Here is a 16371-nt window from a genome sequence, read left to right as displayed (position 1 = left end):
ACTGCTATTGAATGCACAAAACGTGAGGTGATCACCATGCGACTGATCGATTTTAATCTGTCGACCGCCGACTTACAACAAACATTACCCCTCTATTGGGAGGTCAATCGAAATGAACTCCAGCCAATTCAAAGCGTCAGTCTGGTTCACCAGCAATTAGTCCTAGTAGCGGCTAGTAGTGGTCATCCGCTGACGTTGGACCAGTTCAATATGCGGACTCGCCAAATCAATGGTCAGGCCCAGCTTTATATTCAGACGGAACCACAGCCGTTACGATTATTTGGTTACCGCTTGAGTGAACAACGATTATTATTTGGATGACCGAATTGAGACCAAAAAGACACGACTATAGCCGAATGCTATAATCGTGTCTTTTTTGATGTGAATTAACCGGCTAGAAGCATTTCTCTCCAACCCCTCACAGCTGGCGTATGCCTAGATTATGGCACTGCAGTAATTAGGCATACCACCGAATCCTGATCTCTGCTATGTTAATCCATAAACTGGAATGAGTAGTCGAGAATTTGAATCGTATCGTCATTCTTAGCACCAGCAGCTCGGAGCGCATCGTCCACGCCCATCCCACGCAGTTGTCGTGCAAACCGCATCAAGCTTTCTTCGTGATCTAAGTTAGTCATCTTGAAGAGTCGTTCGAGCTTTTCACCTGAGAGCACGAACAGACCTGGTTCTGGATTATCAACCGTAAAGTCAGCATCCGTTTCTGTCGTGTAATCGCGGTGCTTAAGATCATCGACACCCTTGATTGGGAATTGTGGCGTCGTGTCTAATAAGTCCGCCGTTTTGGCAAGCAACGCCTTCAACCCCTGTTGTGTGATCGCGGATACCGGATAAATCGCGGGTGTTGTTGGCAACGTGTCGTCAGTCGCAAGCTTGGCCTTGAAGGTTTCCAAGTTCTCCGCGGCATCTGGCATATCCATCTTAGTGGCGACAACGATTTGTGGCCGTTTGAGTAAGTCCGGATCATAACTCGTCAGCTCATGATTGATTTTGTGATAATCTTCAAACGGGTCATTTTCCTCGACCCCACTCATATCAATCAAATGCAAAATAACGCGAGTCCGTTCGATATGGCGCAGGAACTGAATTCCTAAGCCGACCCCGTTAGCAGCGCCTTCGATCAGTCCTGGCAAGTCCGCCATGACAAAGTCACGTCCATCATCCAAACGAACCATGCCGAGGTTAGGCACCAACGTCGTGAAGTGGTAAGCGGCAATCTTAGGCTTCGCACTCGTTACGACTGAAAGTAACGTGGATTTTCCGACTGATGGGAACCCAACGAGACCAACATCTGCCAGTACTTTCAATTCCATTCGAATGGTTAATTCGTCGCCTGGTTCACCATTTTCAGCGATTTCTGGCGCTGGGTTCTTAGCACTGGCAAAATGAATATTGCCCCGACCACCACGGCCACCTTTTGCGACCACTAATTGCTGGTCTTTGTCGACGATATCACCGATCAACTCGCCGGTCTCCGCATCCGTCACCGTGGTTCCGAGTGGGACTTTGATAATGGTGTCCTTGGCAGAACGCCCCGTCATTTGCTTAATCATCCCATTACCACCAGCGGCAGCCTTGAACTTGCGCGTATAACGGAAATCCATCAACGTCCGTAGCCCTTCGTCAGCTTGCAAGATGACGCTACCACCACGGCCGCCGTCACCACCAGCTGGTCCCCCGTTTGGCACAAATTTTTCACGGCGGAAAGCAACCATGCCGTTACCACCGTTACCGGCCTTTACATCTACTTTTACTTGATCAACAAACATGTTCTTTTCTCCCGTTTCTTCTATATTATTATCTACGAAATCTGATCGTGCGAAATTAGATACCTGACCTAGTATACAAATCTTCGGCGGCTTCGTCAAAAGTTCCACGCCTAAAGGTGGCAGTTGACGCCAATTTACGACGAAATGACGGTTTGATGACGGCTTTTGAATTTTTTTGACAGTTTTTGAAGGTTTTTGTTGCATTTTGATGCTTAAACAGGTATATTATTATGCGGAGGGATTTGAAAGTGCTTACAGAAGAACGACAACAGTACATTTTAAATACGATCCGCTTCAAGGGCATTATTAAAATCAAGGACATCTGTTCTGAAACCAATTGTTCGGAATCGACCGCTCGTCGAGACCTGCAACAATTAGAGGAACAGGGCGAATTGCTCCGCGTCCATGGGGGTGCGAAGTATATGAACTCACTCCAAGAGGAACCCGCGATGAATGATAAGGTCTCCCGCAACGTGAACGCGAAGGACCATATCGCGCAGCAAGCAGTCGCCAACATTCAGATTGATGACGTAATTTATTTGGACGCCGGGACATCAACACTGGCGATGATCCACCATTTAAATCCAAGTTATAACCTGCGTGTTGTGACTAACGGGGTCGTCCACGCTTCCGCCTTAGCGGACATGGGCATTCAGACCTACTTGCTTGGTGGCAATTTGAAAGGCACCACCAAAGCCGTGATTGGTCCCGAAGCGGTCAAATCGTTGGAGGAATACCGATTCAACAAAGTTTTCCTTGGAATCAACGGTGTCCACCCAAAGTTCGGGCTCACCACGCCCGACCCTGATGAAGCGGTCGTCAAAAAAACCGCAATCTTGCAAAGTGAAGAAAGCTTTATTTTAGCTGACAACACTAAGTTCGATCACGTCTCGTTTGCGCGCGTCGGTGATTTGTCCAGTGCGACGATCATCACCGACCAGCTGACACCGAGCGTTGCCGAACAGTACCAACCATTAACTACGATTCAGGAGGTTCAATCATGATTTACACCATTACCGTCAATCCATCGATTGACTACGTGGTTCAACTGCCCCACATGGCACTCGGAAGCGTTAATCGCTTAGCGCACACCGCCAAGTTGCCTGGTGGTAAAGGAATCAATGTTTCACAGATTTTAAATGACTTAGACCAACCTAACAAAGCACTCGGCTTTATCGGTGGCTTTACTGGAACCTTTATCAGTGACGCGCTGAAGGCCAAGGGTCTGGATTGTCATTTTACCCCGATTGCTGATGACACTAGAATCAATGTCAAGATTCACGCCGAAGAAGAAACCGAATTAAACGGTGCTGGTCCTGACATTACTGCCGCTGAAATCGATGCCTTCTATACCGAATTAGCGCATTTAACGCCAGATGACGTTGTTGTGATGTCCGGTAGTTTGGCACCGAGCTTACCAGATAGCTTCTACTATGACATTATTCAAAAAGTTGAAGCTGCTGGTGCGAACTTTGTCATTGACACTACTGGTGAAGCCTTGAAGAAGACCTTACCAAGTCACCCACTCGTCGTTAAACCAAATAATCATGAACTCGCTGATTATTACCACACGACGTTTAACAGCCAAGCTGATATTATTGCGGCTGGCCAACGGATGCTGGCAGAAGGCGCGCAACACGTGCTGATTTCAATGGCTGGTGATGGTGGTCTCCTGATCACAAAAGATGCGGTCTACTTTAGCCCCGCACCTAAGGGCCACGTGATCAACTCGGTGGGTGCTGGTGATTCAATGATTGGTGGTTTCGTCGGAACGTTTGCCAAAACCCACGATGCGGTCGAAAGTTTCCGTTACGGCCTCGCATGTGGTTCCGCAACGGCTTTCTCAGAAGACATTGCGACCCGGGCCAAAATCGATGAAATTTTACCACTCATTCACATCGAACAACTCGCTAACTAATGAAAGGACTGTTACCTTAACATGGATATCCGCGATTTATTACTAAAAGATGTCATGATCATGGACATGCAAGCCACGACCAAGGATGAAGCCATTGATGAATTAGTTCATAAATATGCCGAACAAGGCGTCATCAATGACGAAGCACTCTACAAACAAGACATCATCAAACGGGAAGCCGAATCAACGACTGGGATCGGTGATGGGATCGCAATGCCCCACGCCAAAGATAAGGCCGTTAACCGGGCTACCGTGCTCTTTGCCAAAAGTAAAGACGGTGTTGACTTCAACGCGTTGGATGGTCAACCCGTTCACCTCTTCTTTATGATTGCTGCTCCAGAAGGCGCCAACAACACCCACTTGGCTGCACTGGCCGCCCTCTCAAGCTTGCTGATCGACCCTGACTTAGTGGCCAAACTTAAGAATGCACAGTCACCCGAAGAAGTACAACAATTATTCGGTGATGCGCAAGCTGCCAAGGAAGAAAAAGAAGCGAAGGATGCCGCTGCGAAAGCTGAAAAAGAAGCTGCAGCAGCCAGCACCCCTACTGATCAGAAACGGCCATATCTCGTTGGGGTTACCGCTTGTCCAAACGGTATCGCCCACACTTACATGGCTGAAGCCGCATTGATCAAGGCCGGTGAAGCAGCTGGCGTCGACATTAAAATCGAAACGAACGGTTCTGAAGGGGTCAAGCATTTATTGACTGCCGACGAAATCGCGCGGGCCGATGGGGTCGTGATTGCGGCTGATAAGAAAGTTAAGATGGCCCGTTTTGATGGTAAACACTTAGTAAACCGCCCCGTAACGGACGGAATCAACAAAGCTGACCAACTAGTTCAAGAAGCCTTGAGTGGCAAAGCGCCCGTTTATCACGATGCTGATGGCGGCGATGCTGATGATGACGAAGCTGGCAGTGCAAACGGTAGTGTTTGGGGCGAAGTTTACAAAGACTTAATGAACGGGATTTCCCACATGCTGCCATTCGTTGTTGGTGGTGGGATCTTAATGGCCCTCTCCTTCATCATCGAACAGTTTGCTGGTAGCAAGAGTCTGGCCTTCACCTTCTTCAACCAAGCTGGTAACATGGCCTTTGCTTTCATGGTACCCGTCTTAGCTGGTTACATTGCCGAATCGATCGGTGATCGTCCTGCGTTGATGCCTGGGTTCGTTGGTGGTTTCATGGCGACGGTCTACACCGGTGCTTACGGTGGTGTTTACACCGCTTCGATCACCGCTAATGCCAAAAGTCCTGCTGGTTTCTTAGGTGGTTTAGCCGCTGGTTTCTTAGCCGGTTACATTACCGTTTGGATGAAGAAGTGGACTAAGAACATGCCACAATCCTTAGACGGTATGAAGCCAATGTTGATTTTCCCAATTCTCGGCTTATTAATTATTGCTGCGCTGATGTTCTTCGTTGTTAACCCAATCTTCTCTGTTATCAATGCCTGGATTACCCACTTCTTGAACTCAATGGGTACTGGGAACGCCGTCCTACTTGGTTTAGTGCTCGGTGGAATGATGTCGATCGATATGGGTGGTCCTTTCAACAAGGCCGCTTATGTCTTCGCAACGGGTGCCTTTACTGCCACCCAAGATGGTAACTTGATGGCCGCTGTTATGGCCGGTGGGATGGTGCCACCATTGGCAACGGCGATTGCAACGGCATTCTGGCCAAAGAAGTTCACGGATGACGAACGTAAAGCTGGGATTTCAAACTGGTTACTTGGGATTTCCTTCATTACTGAAGGTGCCATTCCATTCGCCACTGCTGACCCATTGCACGTCATTGGTTCTAGTGTTGTTGGTGCCGCCATTGCTGGTGGTTTGACGCAACTCTGGGGCGTTGCAGTCCCTGCTCCTCATGGTGGCCTGTGGGTTTCATTGCTCGCCACAAACATTTGGGGTTACATTGGCGCAACCATTATTGGTGCTGTCATTGCCGGTGTGATTCTCGGGGTTTGGAAGCCTGCTAAAAAAGCTTAATTATGCATAGTTACAAAAAGACGATCGTAATGATCGTCTTTTTTTGTTGGTTTCCATAACTTACTCAGCTAACCCTGCAAATAAACGGGTATAATAAATTTAATAGGACTTCTAGAATCGAGACGATTAAGATGAAAATATGGAAACCATTACTCGCCCTGCTGACCATTAGCGGTATCAGCCTGGTGCTCACGGGCTGTCACTCACAGCAAGCTACCACCATCCCCGCCGTCACCCACAAAACTTTAACGGCAATGGTCATTAGTGATGATCACGTGATTGCGCCTAGCCTGCATGATAATGGTAAGGCTTTCAATCAGTATGCGGGCAATGACGCGGGTGCGGATTTAAAGTACAGTGCAACGATATTTAAAGCGTGGATTGCTCAAGCGTTAAAAACGAAGCCCGATGTCGTGCTCATTAGTGGTGACATCACCAATAACGGCGAGCAAGCGAGTCATAAATACGTGGCCAAACAGCTCAGGCGATTGACCAACCACGGCATCCGCGTTTACGTGGTTCCCGGTAATCACGACTTAAATAATCCGATTGCCCGTGGCTTCAAAGGCCAGCATCAATACACCGCTGAGGCAACCAGTCCGACTCAGTTTAAAAAGATTTATCACCAAGCAGGCTACGGTCAAGCCAGTGAACAGGACCCGAATTCGCTGAGCTATTTAGTCAAGCCTAGCAAACGAACTTGGTTTCTGATGCTCAACTCTGCCATTTATAAAAGTAATTATCAACAAGGCAACTCGACCGTTGGCGGCGGTTTGACGGATGGCACCCTCCAGTGGATCGCCAAAGTGGGCCGTCAAGCAAAAAATGCGCAGGCAACGCTGATTCCAGTCCTCCATCATAATACGATGGACCATACCGTGATTCATCAGGACTACACGATTGGTTATGCTGAAGATGTACGCAAAGCCTTCACTTCTGATGGCATCAAACTCTCGCTGACCGGTCATATTCATGCCCAAAACATTAAATCGACCAACGTCAACGGCCATTCACTGACCGATATCGCCAGTGGTGCCTTGATACTTGGCTCACATTACTATGGGACATTGAAAATTAATCAGGACACTGGTACTGCCACTTACCACGCCACGCCGCTGAACGTCAGCGCTTATATTAAACGGCATGATGGAGCCAAAGCCATGCGCGCCTATCAAAAGTATGACCATGACGTGCTCTACGCAGCCGGGTACAACGCCGCCCTCAGTCAGTTATACGAGGATCGTGATGAAACCAATCTGTCGACCGCGAAAGTCAATCAGCTGGCACGTGGCATGGCCGCAGCCAACATCGCCCTCTTCCGCGGCACCGCTGTTCAGGATAGTGCCGCAATTCAGGCCTGGCAGAAGATGCCCAAAGACACCAGTCTCCGCGGGTTCGTGCTCGCAACGCGGACGCTGCATGGCAATGTGGATTGGTCTGGTAAAGTTCGATAGGACGGGAAAAGCGACAGCAACTTTGAGGTTGCGGTCGCTTTTTTGTCGGACTGGAAAGCTCGCAGACATGCCCAATCATCCTCTGCTAGCTTCTCATTCGTATCATTCGTTCAATAAACGCCCATAAATAATCACGTTTGAAAAATACACCAAGAAAGATCATCAGAATCATGAAATACCTCAGCCAAAAATTCCAATACGCACTTAACAAGATGAATCCCAGTGTTAGAAAGATCACAGTAATTAACAGTAAGAGCTTAGCGCTGTATGGGACGCTACCAATTTCTTTTCGACAAATTCGATTCATGAAAATATAATGAAAGACTGCATACAACATGTAACAAGCCAACGTTGTATAGCCTGCCGCATAGTACCCAAAAAGTGGTATCAATAACCAATTGAGCACCAGGTTCAACACCGCACCGAAGATACTAGCAACCATAATTAAAGTGGTCCGTTCGTAATAAAATTCAAATTTTGCAAATAAATCAAATGCAAATATGAAAAAGACGCTCATTGCCACTGGTGGAATGATCCAGGTGGCGCTGTAATAGGTGCTCGGTGCAAAGATGGCAACAACTTCCGGTGCAAATGCAATTAAACAGATGTTTACCGTCGCAATTAGTATGAGTGCCCCGTATGCGACACCTGCAATCTCTTCAATCCGCTTATCCTTAATTTTTTGGTAGATCCACGGACTCAGTGTTTGTGACAAGGCAACATTAAACAATATCATAATCTGTGAAATCGAATAAGCTAAGCTATATATACCTGCACTTTTAGAATCTACCATGTTGGCAATCATGATGCGATCGGCACTACTGAGCACAATTTGTGATAAATAATGTGGCACTAGGGGTAGATTAAACAGTAAAGCATGGCGCCAAAACCGTTTTGAGTAAAATATTTTACCACGCGCCATTTGTATCAAAAACAAACCAGAATAGCCCAGTAGTTCAACCAACGTGAGCCCGACAAAACGTGCGGTAACTTTGTCTTGGGCATGAACAACAAGTAACACACCCACAATTGGTTTTGCAAATGAAACCAACAGTGTGACCAGTACTAAGGACTTATATTTGACAGCGACTCTTTGCTCACCAGCCCAAAAGTTAAATACCGATGAGGTCCAGACCATCAATAACATTGCTAACATCTGAGTAGTCGTTAACGAGAAAATGGCATTCCAGAACTGATGAAAAATCAGATAGATAATCGTCCATACCAGGACTAACAAAATTGTCAGCCCCTGCAACGCTGATGAATACTCACTGCGATTTTGATCAAATTTTACCAAACCTTGTGTATAAGCACCGTAACACAGATTTAATGACACAATGATGGTCACAATCGTTAGCCAGGAAGATAACACGTTAAATTGACCATATTCTGAAGCAGACAGCAACCGTGTGAAGATGGGGGTTGCAATGATGGAAATCCCTTTCTCTAAGAAGGCACAGATCAGAAACCAAATTGAAGCCTTAATTTGAACAGGAAAAGATCGATATTTATTTTTGATACTGACTAACATAACTTCTCCTCTCTCATTAGACTGCTGCGTTATGACCTTCTCTGATCGGCTAACTGACCTGCCACTGGCGCCTTGACCGGATTTTCGGCGAGCATGCTGCAATTCGTCCGGACAGCCGCCCCTTCTAATCGTCGTGACTAATCACAATCATTCGAATGTGATCTGGCATTCCAATCGAACCAACTAATATTGTGCGAACAAACAAGTTTCAATCTGCTGCTCACAAAACTAACACCGCGTAACTCGCAGCGACGTTTCACCGTACGCGCTCACTTGCAAACCAAATGACCCTGAAGCTGAGATAATTGATGACAAACTGAAAATTGTTTTTAGTCGTAAACATCGCTTTGATAATTCGATAACAAGCATGGCCAATTTTCTTGTTTCTCAACGCGTACATTGCCAATTCAAAATGATACTGGCCACGATTGAACTTTTGGCGCATCGGCTCATCATTTATTTTGGCGAATAAATCATAGTCGTCAGATTTAAAGGTGTCGTGGCCGGTACGTTTTCGTTGCGCATATAATTTCTGAATATATCGCGACACAATATAGGTCTTCCAAGCATTGCTCGTCATGCTATTGTCACGCAAGCGATACTTCAAAACTTGCGCATTGATCGACCCAATTTTCAACCCACTAGCAATCATCCGCAGCCAGAGATCGTAGTCTTCTGCAGTTGGTAACAGTCGATATCCACCAACCTGTTCAATAGCTGACTTGCGCATCAACACAGTCGGGTGAATAATGGTCGACCCATACGGCAACAATTTCGCAATCAGTCGTTCATCTTCCGGGATTATGGACTTTCCGCCAGTCACGATGCCATTTTCATCCATGTAAGCAATGTTTCCGGAGACCAAATCAAGGTGCCGTCGTTTGAGCTCGTCCAACTCCAGCTCTAGTCTCCTCGCTTCTGAAATGTCATCTGCGTCCATGCGAGCAATCAGTTCATTACTGGCTAACTCGATTGCCTTATTGAGACTCGCCGCTAAACCGATATTTTCTCGGTTCAACACTAGCTTAATGATATCCGTCTGGCGATCGTAATCCTGCAGTAATGCTTTCAAATCACTTTGATTGGGATCGTCGAGTACAATGATGAACTCAGTTGGTAAATAGGTTTGTCTCAAAATAGAACTAATCGCTTGCTGGACCTGTTCAGGCCGCTCGTTGTAAACGCTCATAACTACGCTGATTTCCATGTTCTCTCCTCATTCTGTGGTTCGGTTGAAAATAAGTAACACATAAATATAATTGATGTCAAAACAACACCGCTCCGAGCGACTTCACCCTTATAGTTCGCAATTATCAGGACGACAAAAAATGCTAGAAACAGCATGGATCCACGAACTTTGACCTCAGCTTTTTGATGACAAGTGATTAAGTGGGCAATAATCGTGCTATAAAGAATGCCCATGTAAACTAGGCCACCCATAAACAGGTCGTTGATATAACCAATATCAGAAGTGCCAAACCAAATATTGCTGGTATTTCCACCATAAACGCGCACACCGTATCCAAATAGCCAGGACCACAGGCCGGTCGGAAATAGCAAAAACGAGTCGGTCAATTGTTCATAATTTCCTTGCTTATTGCCCTCAAATACAAGTGCCAATGTATCCTCGAAGCCGCTAACGATCCAAGTATAGGTGTCTGGCTGGATAGCTTGTAAAAAAGACAGTCCTAACATGACAAATCCGATACTCGTGGCAACTAACACACTGCCTTGTACGAATCCTTGAAAGCTAGCTGCCATTCGCTTTGCTAACATCAAGGCAAAACCAAACACTAACGTCACCAAACCAGTACGGCCATTCAGCACAATAATGAACACACAAAATGGTAGAAACCAATAATATTTTTTATTAACATTCATGCCCAAATAAATCGCCATCAAGCCGATGATACTGTGATAGATGGGAGTAAAGAAAGTATAATCACTGCTAATCCCATATAAGCGTTCACCGTAAACAAACTGATTTTCAATGATGCCCGCTGCCGTTCTCGCTAAAATCGCTGCTCTCAATCCTGAACTAACTAGCATGATCAACGCAAAGAAGCATTGAATCACAACTAGCCACAGCAACCAACCCAGAACTTGCTCGGCACTCATCTGGAAATATTTTCGCAAAACTTCCAACCATAACACCAGAGCAATAACGTTGATGATAATTGCCGTATTTTGGATAATGCGGGGATCATTGTCAACTAGTAACGCTCTAAACGCAAAATACACCATTGATAATGAAACACCAATCACAAAAATTTTCAGTCGATTCAGCGTCAGTCCGATTTCTTTAGGCGATAGAACCAGTACACAACTCATCATGATTCCAAGCGTCACAATCATTGGAAGATAAGTGTTAGCCCAAAAGTTTGGTTGATAAATTAAATAAAATCCGACCAGAAATAATAGCGGTTTCCAACACTTATTTTTCGCTTGACTACCGACTTCGATCATCGCTCAGAACCTCTTGATAAACTCGCTGGATTTGGTCGATAAACCGGGATTTGTCGTAATAATGTAGATCAGCGTTCGCTAGTCTTAATTTGTTTTCGCAATAGAATTCCGCATCTGAAAAAAGACGGGTTAAGAATTCGATGAGTGCGTCTTCTTGCATATAGATAAAGCCATTCACTTTCACGGCAGTCTGCGAGATGCCACCTACAGGAGGTGCAATCGGAATCGCACCTAGCAGCGACGCCTCAACCATCGTCAGGCCAAACCCATCTGATTTTGAAGTCGACAGCACGACCTTGGCAGCCGCCATGTATTGATACGGATTGCTCTGAAAACCTAATAACTTAATTTGTGGCGTCGCCTGGATTAAGTGGCTAATTCGTTCCTTAAGAACGCCATCGCCGATAATGCCAATTGTCAATTCAGGATTGGTCACTAGCAATTGTTGTGCAATTTCCACGAATTTTTCCGGATCTTTCACTTCTGCTAAACGACCAACAAATAATAAATCAAACGTCTGTGCAGGCTTTGGGCTTGCCATCTTGACGATTCGAGCCATATCAATTCCATTTGGGACAATGGTGACATTTGATAATTGATGCTGGTACCGATAGGATTCTTTCGCATAATCCGAAACATAGAGCACTTGCGCACTTTTTCGCCCAACGTACTTGAAAGCAATACTCTTCCAGTTGCGACCCGTTTGCCACCGTGGTGCTTGGTGGATGTGGGTCACGATTGGGATGTGGTGAAACAACAGATTAACCAGGAAGCTGGCTTTAAAATCATGAGCGTGAATAATATCAGGGTCAATCGCCTTCATGGTCCGCACAAACTCAAAAATTCGCTTTGGATTAAAAGTTCGATAGTCAATTTCTGCATCCGTCAGGCACGCTTGAATCGATCCAGCTGGCGAAAAGTACGTGAAGTCATAAGCCGTTTTTAAATTTTCACTGATATTAATGGCAACTTGTTCAGCACCACCTAGTTTGGAAGAAAATAAGACATGAACTACTTTAGTCATCACAAGGTCCCTTCATTTAAGCCAAGCATTGCAAATAGCAAGCTTGAGTTTGTTCTAGCATCGCCTGTTCAGTATATTGATGCTCGTAAATTCGATACGAATTACGTTTTAGCTGCGCCATTTGATTTGATTGGTAGAGTAAAATGATTTTTTCAGCGATTTGCTTGGGATCATTATCGACTAAAAAGCCATTTTCATGGATTAATTCGTCAATACCACCAACGTGAGAAGCAATTATTGGTAGGCGCTGTGCCAATGCTTCCACTAAACTGATGGGAAGTGCCTCATAATCTGAGATTAAGACGGCAACATCGGACTGACGATAATATTGCTGAACATTATCCACGACACCCCGAAATTGCACCTTCGAACTCACATTCAAACGCACTGCTAAATTTTTGCATTCTTGAAGCAGTGGCCCGTCGCCCAGTAGGTTACAGATAATTGGGACTTCTTCAGGTAGCTCCGACAACGCCCGGATTAGGATATCTTGTCGCTTGGGCGCATCAAAACGTGCCGCCATGGATAACACAAACCTTTCTCGACGTTCAGGTTTTACCGGTGTATCCAGCGCCGTAACGCCATTATGAATCACACACCCCGGACGTCTCTTAGTAATCACACCGTTTTGCACCCCCAGCTCATAATCAAACTGCGAGACGCAGATGTAATAGGTCGTTAAATGGCGCAATAGCTTCTCAATACTTTTCATTAACAGTTGCCGCTTCTTCCCGACTCCCGGCGTGAACCCCCATCCATGGACTGTGAATATGACCGTTAAAGCCCAACCTGGCTGTCGCTAACCGCCCAATCATTCCGGCCTTTGAGGAATGTAGATGGACAACATCCGGACGCTTACTTCGCAGTAACGTTCTTAAGGCATGAATGGCACTTAAATCGCGCATGGGCGCAATTTGACGTACTAAGCTGGAAATTGGCACAACGTCCACCGATGGAAAATCGGCACCGATTCTCGTACTTAGCCAACCCGTCTTGCCACAAACTAGGGTGACAGTATTGCCCAGTCGCACCTGTTGTTGGATCAAGCTATATAAATGGGCTTGCGCACCGCCCCAGGTGGCCTGCGTGATGACATAAACAATTTTCATCTATCGTGCACCATCCCCAGTGAAAATCACCTTGACTGTCCCCAGCAACATCCGAATATCAAACCAGACTGAGAAGTGCTCAATATAGTAATTGTCCAACTGGCACTTTTCTCCTGGCGTAATATCATAGCCCCCATTGATTTGGGCATAGCCCGTAATGCCTGGAATAATGCGCAATCGCTTAGGAAAATCAGGGTGCTGCTGGCTAAACTTTTCCGTTAATACCGGTCGTTCCGGGCGCGGGCCAACTAAGCTCATGTCACCCTTTAAAACATGCCAAAACTGCGGTAATTCATCAATGCGGGTCTTGCGCATGAAACGGCCAATCGGTGTGATCCGCGGATCGTTTTTCTGGGCCCAGACCGCACCCGTTTTTGCTTCCGCATCAAGATACATCGATCGAAGCTTGATCAGTTCAAAGCTCGTGCCCATCCAGCCGACGCGTTCCTGCTTGTAGAAGATCGGGCCATCCGACGTGAGTTTGATAATAATCGCGAACAATAAAATAATTGGTGCACTCAACACGGTTCCCACTAAGCCAACACTCAAATCAAAACAACGCTTTAACCCTAGTCGCCAGCCCGTTATCGGATCACCAATCTGGGTCATAAATTTGTATTGGAATTCGTCATCTACAGCTGCCTCATTCACTTCGACTTCATGCATCCGCCCGTTCCCCTTCCCAATATTTAGTCAATCCTTTTCTTAACGGCCACTCAGTCGAATAGTTCAGCCGCGCCAACTTGCCAATGCTTGCCACGGAATGTGCGACTTCTCCACCGCGTTGTTCCGCTTGCTTGATTTCCAATGACTGGCCCGCAATCTCCTGATACATCTTAATAATGCCGTTCAAACTCGTTTCAGAACCGTTGGCGATATTGATGACCTCGTGTTGGACCTGCTTTTCCGTAATTAGCCAAAGTGCCTGGATGACGTCTTGAATATAGACGAAGTCACGGGTCTGGCTACCATCGCCAAATAAGGTAAATGGTCGTTGATATTTCAAACAATCCGTTAAAATTGATAAGACACCTGAATATGGTGAACTCGGATTTTGGCGTGGCCCATACACGTTGAAGAACCGGACACAGACGGTCGGTAAGTCGTATAACTCACCGTATGCCAGCACAAACCGTTCCGTCGCATATTTATCAATCGCATAAGGTGAAACTGGTGCGACCCGGGAGTCCTCACGCTTAGGTAACTCTGGCAAATTGCCATAGACAGCCGCGGATGAGGTAAACAGAAATTGTTTGATTGGCAATTGAATCTTGCGAATGTACTCTAATAAATTAAATACGGCCGTATGATTGACGGCATGCGTTTCTGCTGGTCGTTCAATTGAATCCGCAACACTTGCGATAGCGGCCAAGAAATAAATGTAATCTGGTCGTTCGTCTGCAAGTAGTTGTTGCATAAATTCATCATTACAAACATCAGCGACATAAATCGTGACGTCCTCCCAATGCTTGATGTTGCTGATGGCTCCCATCGATAAATCATCAACGACCACTACGTCAAAGCCAGCTTCTACCAAATGATCGACCAAGTGCGACCCAATGAAGCCCGCGCCCCCCGTTACTAATGCTTTCATGATTAATTACCCCTCTCAAAATAGCCAAAATTTTCGTTGTCGACGCGGCTGCACGATTGCAGTCGCCATGACTTTTTCCCCGTTCAATAAGTGCCGTGCGTTTGCTTCAAACCGTTCTACATAACTTTCATCCAAATGTGCGAGTGCTTGATAGCCCGCTCGCAATCTGAAGCTTCGCTGAGGCATCAGATGCGCATCCGACGCAATCACTTGCACCAACCCGCATTTAATTAATTCCAGCGTTGTACATTTAACCTGATAACCTAAATCCCCCACTAAACTGCCCGCCGTTGCTTGTGCTAAACACCCCTGCTGTACTAAGTCATAAAGTCGCTCAGGGTGCGCAATCATTTCCGTATTGCGTTCCGGATGTGCGATTACCGGAACCGTCCCTCGTTGCAATAATTCGAACACGACTTGGGACAAATAATTGGGAACGTGCTCATGTGGCAGTTCCAACAACACATAACGCTGACTCGCATCAATCCCCAACAGCTGCTGCGGACTGGTCACTAAATCATCACTCAGATGAATCTCTTGACCGGCAAACACCGTTAGCGGCACTTGTTGCCGATCTAGCTCGGCTTGTAATCCCGCAACTGCGGCGGTGACCACCGGACCTGGATTCTGATAATGCCGATCCAAATGGTGCGGCGTAGCAAGCACGTAACGAATGCCATCGGCCACCGCCTGACGAGCCATCGTGACGGCTTCCGCCAGGGTATGCGGACCGTCATCCAGCCTTGGTAACAAGTGACAATGTACATCAACATACTCAGTTTGCTTCAGTGCCATAATAGCCATACCCATAACCGTGAGTTTTGACGTCGACGTCATTTAACACGGCCCCCAATAGCTGCGTATGAGCTTTCTTCAATGCCCCGACCGCTTGACGGACTGCCGTCTTTTCCACCCCGTTTTGGCGAACGACTAGCATCGTGCCGTCGACCTGCCCAGCTAAAATCCGAGCATCTGTCACAGGCAGTACCGGTGGTGCATCCACGATCACCAGGTCTAACTTACGAGTCGCGACTGTCAAAAACTCAGTCATCTTGTCACTCGCTAGTAATTCAGCCGGATTAGGCGGTTTGGGGCCACTAGGCATCACGAACAAATGCGCTAGTGCGGGATGAATGGCATCATTGACATCCTCAAGTTGTCCACTCAACCATGAACTTAGCCCGCGTTGATTTGGCACTCCAAAGGTCTGATGGACGGTCGGTCGCCGCAAATCCGCATCAACCAATAAGACCTGTAACCCTTTTTTGGCATATTCGATCGCCAAGTTACCGGCCACCGTAGACTTGCCTTCCCCCTGAATGGCTGATGTAACCATCAACGTTTTCAATGGCTTTCCAACCATCGCGTAATTCAAATTGGTCCGAATCGTTTTAATCTGTTCCGTCACCACTGACATCGGTGCCGTGATCGTCGTCAATTGCACCCCCGACGTTTCAGCGGTTGTTTTTCGCTTTAATCGCTTTAATCCCATCTTAGTCCCC

At 46.6% G+C, this 16371-nt stretch carries 16 protein-coding genes; 5 read left to right on the top strand and 11 right to left on the bottom strand.

Going from position 1 to position 16371, the window contains the following annotated elements:
• The first annotated feature begins 36 nt into the window (after positions 1 to 36).
• Positions 37 to 321, top strand: a complete 285-nt coding sequence (locus tag MZO40_RS05445; RefSeq protein ID WP_050338465.1) for a hypothetical protein — start codon at positions 37 to 39, stop codon at positions 319 to 321.
• Positions 322 to 491: 170 nt separating this feature from the next.
• Here the strand turns inward: MZO40_RS05445 and obgE are convergent, their stop codons facing one another.
• Entirely contained in the window at positions 492 to 1787 is a 1296-nt protein-coding gene (obgE, locus tag MZO40_RS05440) for a GTPase ObgE (RefSeq protein ID WP_050338464.1), read from the bottom strand.
• A gap of 248 nt (positions 1788 to 2035) precedes the next feature.
• On the opposite strand from obgE, the gene MZO40_RS05435 reads away from it, so the two are divergent.
• From MZO40_RS05435 to MZO40_RS05420, 4 genes are all read left to right on the top strand, one after another.
• Positions 2036 to 2791, top strand: coding sequence for a DeoR/GlpR family DNA-binding transcription regulator (locus MZO40_RS05435; protein ID WP_003638995.1), 756 nt, complete (start codon positions 2036 to 2038; stop codon positions 2789 to 2791).
• A complete protein-coding gene (gene pfkB / locus MZO40_RS05430; protein WP_003638996.1) occupies positions 2788 to 3705 on the top strand; it encodes a 1-phosphofructokinase in 918 nt (305 codons plus the stop codon). The genes MZO40_RS05435 and pfkB overlap by 4 nt, the downstream gene beginning before the upstream one ends.
• Positions 3706 to 3726: 21 nt before the next feature.
• The gene (locus tag MZO40_RS05425; protein ID WP_105923686.1) at positions 3727 to 5691 is read left to right on the top strand and encodes a fructose-specific PTS transporter subunit EIIC; all 1965 of its coding nucleotides are present in this window, start codon (positions 3727 to 3729) and stop codon (positions 5689 to 5691) included.
• Positions 5692 to 5822: 131 nt separating this feature from the next.
• Complete coding sequence (locus MZO40_RS05420; protein WP_252133147.1) at positions 5823 to 7145, top strand: metallophosphoesterase; 1323 nt, start codon at positions 5823 to 5825, stop codon at positions 7143 to 7145.
• A gap of 85 nt (positions 7146 to 7230) precedes the next feature.
• On the opposite strand, the gene MZO40_RS05415 is transcribed toward MZO40_RS05420, so the two are convergent.
• The 10 genes from MZO40_RS05415 to MZO40_RS05370 form a co-directional block, all read right to left on the bottom strand.
• Positions 7231 to 8676: a lipopolysaccharide biosynthesis protein gene (locus tag MZO40_RS05415; protein ID WP_105921346.1), complete on the bottom strand. Its 1446-nt coding sequence runs from the start codon at positions 8674 to 8676 to the stop codon at positions 7231 to 7233.
• 256 nt (positions 8677 to 8932) lie between these two features.
• A complete protein-coding gene (locus MZO40_RS05410; protein WP_088771127.1) occupies positions 8933 to 9883 on the bottom strand; it encodes a glycosyltransferase in 951 nt (316 codons plus the stop codon).
• Positions 9868 to 11142 (bottom strand): polysaccharide polymerase, encoded by a 1275-nt coding sequence (locus tag MZO40_RS05405; RefSeq protein ID WP_105921348.1) that lies wholly within the window; start codon positions 11140 to 11142, stop codon positions 9868 to 9870. The genes MZO40_RS05410 and MZO40_RS05405 overlap by 16 nt, the downstream gene beginning before the upstream one ends.
• Positions 11126 to 12166 (bottom strand): glycosyltransferase, encoded by a 1041-nt coding sequence (locus MZO40_RS05400; protein WP_105961079.1) that lies wholly within the window; start codon positions 12164 to 12166, stop codon positions 11126 to 11128. The genes MZO40_RS05405 and MZO40_RS05400 overlap by 17 nt, the downstream gene beginning before the upstream one ends.
• Positions 12167 to 12182: 16 nt before the next feature.
• Positions 12183 to 12878, bottom strand: a complete 696-nt coding sequence (locus tag MZO40_RS05395; protein WP_252133146.1) for a glycosyltransferase — start codon at positions 12876 to 12878, stop codon at positions 12183 to 12185.
• Positions 12865 to 13275, bottom strand: a complete 411-nt coding sequence (locus MZO40_RS05390) for a glycosyltransferase (RefSeq protein WP_252133145.1) — start codon at positions 13273 to 13275, stop codon at positions 12865 to 12867. The genes MZO40_RS05395 and MZO40_RS05390 overlap by 14 nt, the downstream gene beginning before the upstream one ends.
• The gene (locus MZO40_RS05385; protein WP_105961077.1) at positions 13276 to 13941 is read right to left on the bottom strand and encodes a sugar transferase; all 666 of its coding nucleotides are present in this window, start codon (positions 13939 to 13941) and stop codon (positions 13276 to 13278) included.
• Positions 13934 to 14869, bottom strand: a complete 936-nt coding sequence (locus tag MZO40_RS05380; RefSeq protein WP_050338455.1) for an NAD-dependent epimerase/dehydratase family protein — start codon at positions 14867 to 14869, stop codon at positions 13934 to 13936. The genes MZO40_RS05385 and MZO40_RS05380 overlap by 8 nt, the downstream gene beginning before the upstream one ends.
• A gap of 15 nt (positions 14870 to 14884) precedes the next feature.
• Positions 14885 to 15664 (bottom strand): tyrosine-protein phosphatase, encoded by a 780-nt coding sequence (locus MZO40_RS05375; RefSeq protein WP_105961076.1) that lies wholly within the window; start codon positions 15662 to 15664, stop codon positions 14885 to 14887.
• Complete coding sequence (locus MZO40_RS05370; protein WP_105961075.1) at positions 15645 to 16361, bottom strand: CpsD/CapB family tyrosine-protein kinase; 717 nt, start codon at positions 16359 to 16361, stop codon at positions 15645 to 15647. Before MZO40_RS05370 ends, MZO40_RS05375 begins: the two co-directional genes overlap by 20 nt.
• Positions 16362 to 16371: the final 10 nt, after the last annotated feature.

The sequence above is a fragment of the Lactiplantibacillus sp. B652 genome (genome assembly GCF_023806745.1).
In the GTDB taxonomy this organism is placed as follows: Bacteria; Bacillota; Bacilli; order Lactobacillales; family Lactobacillaceae; genus Lactiplantibacillus; species Lactiplantibacillus pentosus.
The sequence above is the reverse complement of the archived record's forward strand: the minus strand, read 5'-3'. Positions and strand labels throughout refer to the sequence as shown.

Bases quoted from the DNA above. Each gene is read 5' to 3' on its own strand.
- MZO40_RS05445 (WP_050338465.1), top strand. From the start codon at position 37: ATGCGACTGATCGATTTTAATCTGTCGACCGCCGACTTACAACAAACA.
- obgE (WP_050338464.1), bottom strand. From the start codon at position 1,787: ATGTTTGTTGATCAAGTAAAAGTAGATGTAAAGGCCGGTAACGGTGGT.
- pfkB (WP_003638996.1), top strand. From the start codon at position 2,788: ATGATTTACACCATTACCGTCAATCCATCGATTGACTACGTGGTTCAA.
- MZO40_RS05425 (WP_105923686.1), top strand. From the start codon at position 3,727: ATGGATATCCGCGATTTATTACTAAAAGATGTCATGATCATGGACATG.
- MZO40_RS05420 (WP_252133147.1), top strand. From the start codon at position 5,823: ATGAAAATATGGAAACCATTACTCGCCCTGCTGACCATTAGCGGTATC.
- MZO40_RS05415 (WP_105921346.1), bottom strand. From the start codon at position 8,676: ATGTTAGTCAGTATCAAAAATAAATATCGATCTTTTCCTGTTCAAATT.
- MZO40_RS05410 (WP_088771127.1), bottom strand. From the start codon at position 9,883: ATGGAAATCAGCGTAGTTATGAGCGTTTACAACGAGCGGCCTGAACAG.
- MZO40_RS05405 (WP_105921348.1), bottom strand. From the start codon at position 11,142: ATGATCGAAGTCGGTAGTCAAGCGAAAAATAAGTGTTGGAAACCGCTA.
- MZO40_RS05400 (WP_105961079.1), bottom strand. From the start codon at position 12,166: ATGACTAAAGTAGTTCATGTCTTATTTTCTTCCAAACTAGGTGGTGCT.
- MZO40_RS05395 (WP_252133146.1), bottom strand. From the start codon at position 12,878: ATGAAAAGTATTGAGAAGCTATTGCGCCATTTAACGACCTATTACATC.
- MZO40_RS05390 (WP_252133145.1), bottom strand. From the start codon at position 13,275: ATGAAAATTGTTTATGTCATCACGCAGGCCACCTGGGGCGGTGCGCAA.
- MZO40_RS05385 (WP_105961077.1), bottom strand. From the start codon at position 13,941: ATGCATGAAGTCGAAGTGAATGAGGCAGCTGTAGATGACGAATTCCAA.
- MZO40_RS05380 (WP_050338455.1), bottom strand. From the start codon at position 14,869: ATGAAAGCATTAGTAACGGGGGGCGCGGGCTTCATTGGGTCGCACTTG.
- MZO40_RS05375 (WP_105961076.1), bottom strand. From the start codon at position 15,664: ATGGCACTGAAGCAAACTGAGTATGTTGATGTACATTGTCACTTGTTA.
- MZO40_RS05370 (WP_105961075.1), bottom strand. From the start codon at position 16,361: ATGGGATTAAAGCGATTAAAGCGAAAAACAACCGCTGAAACGTCGGGG.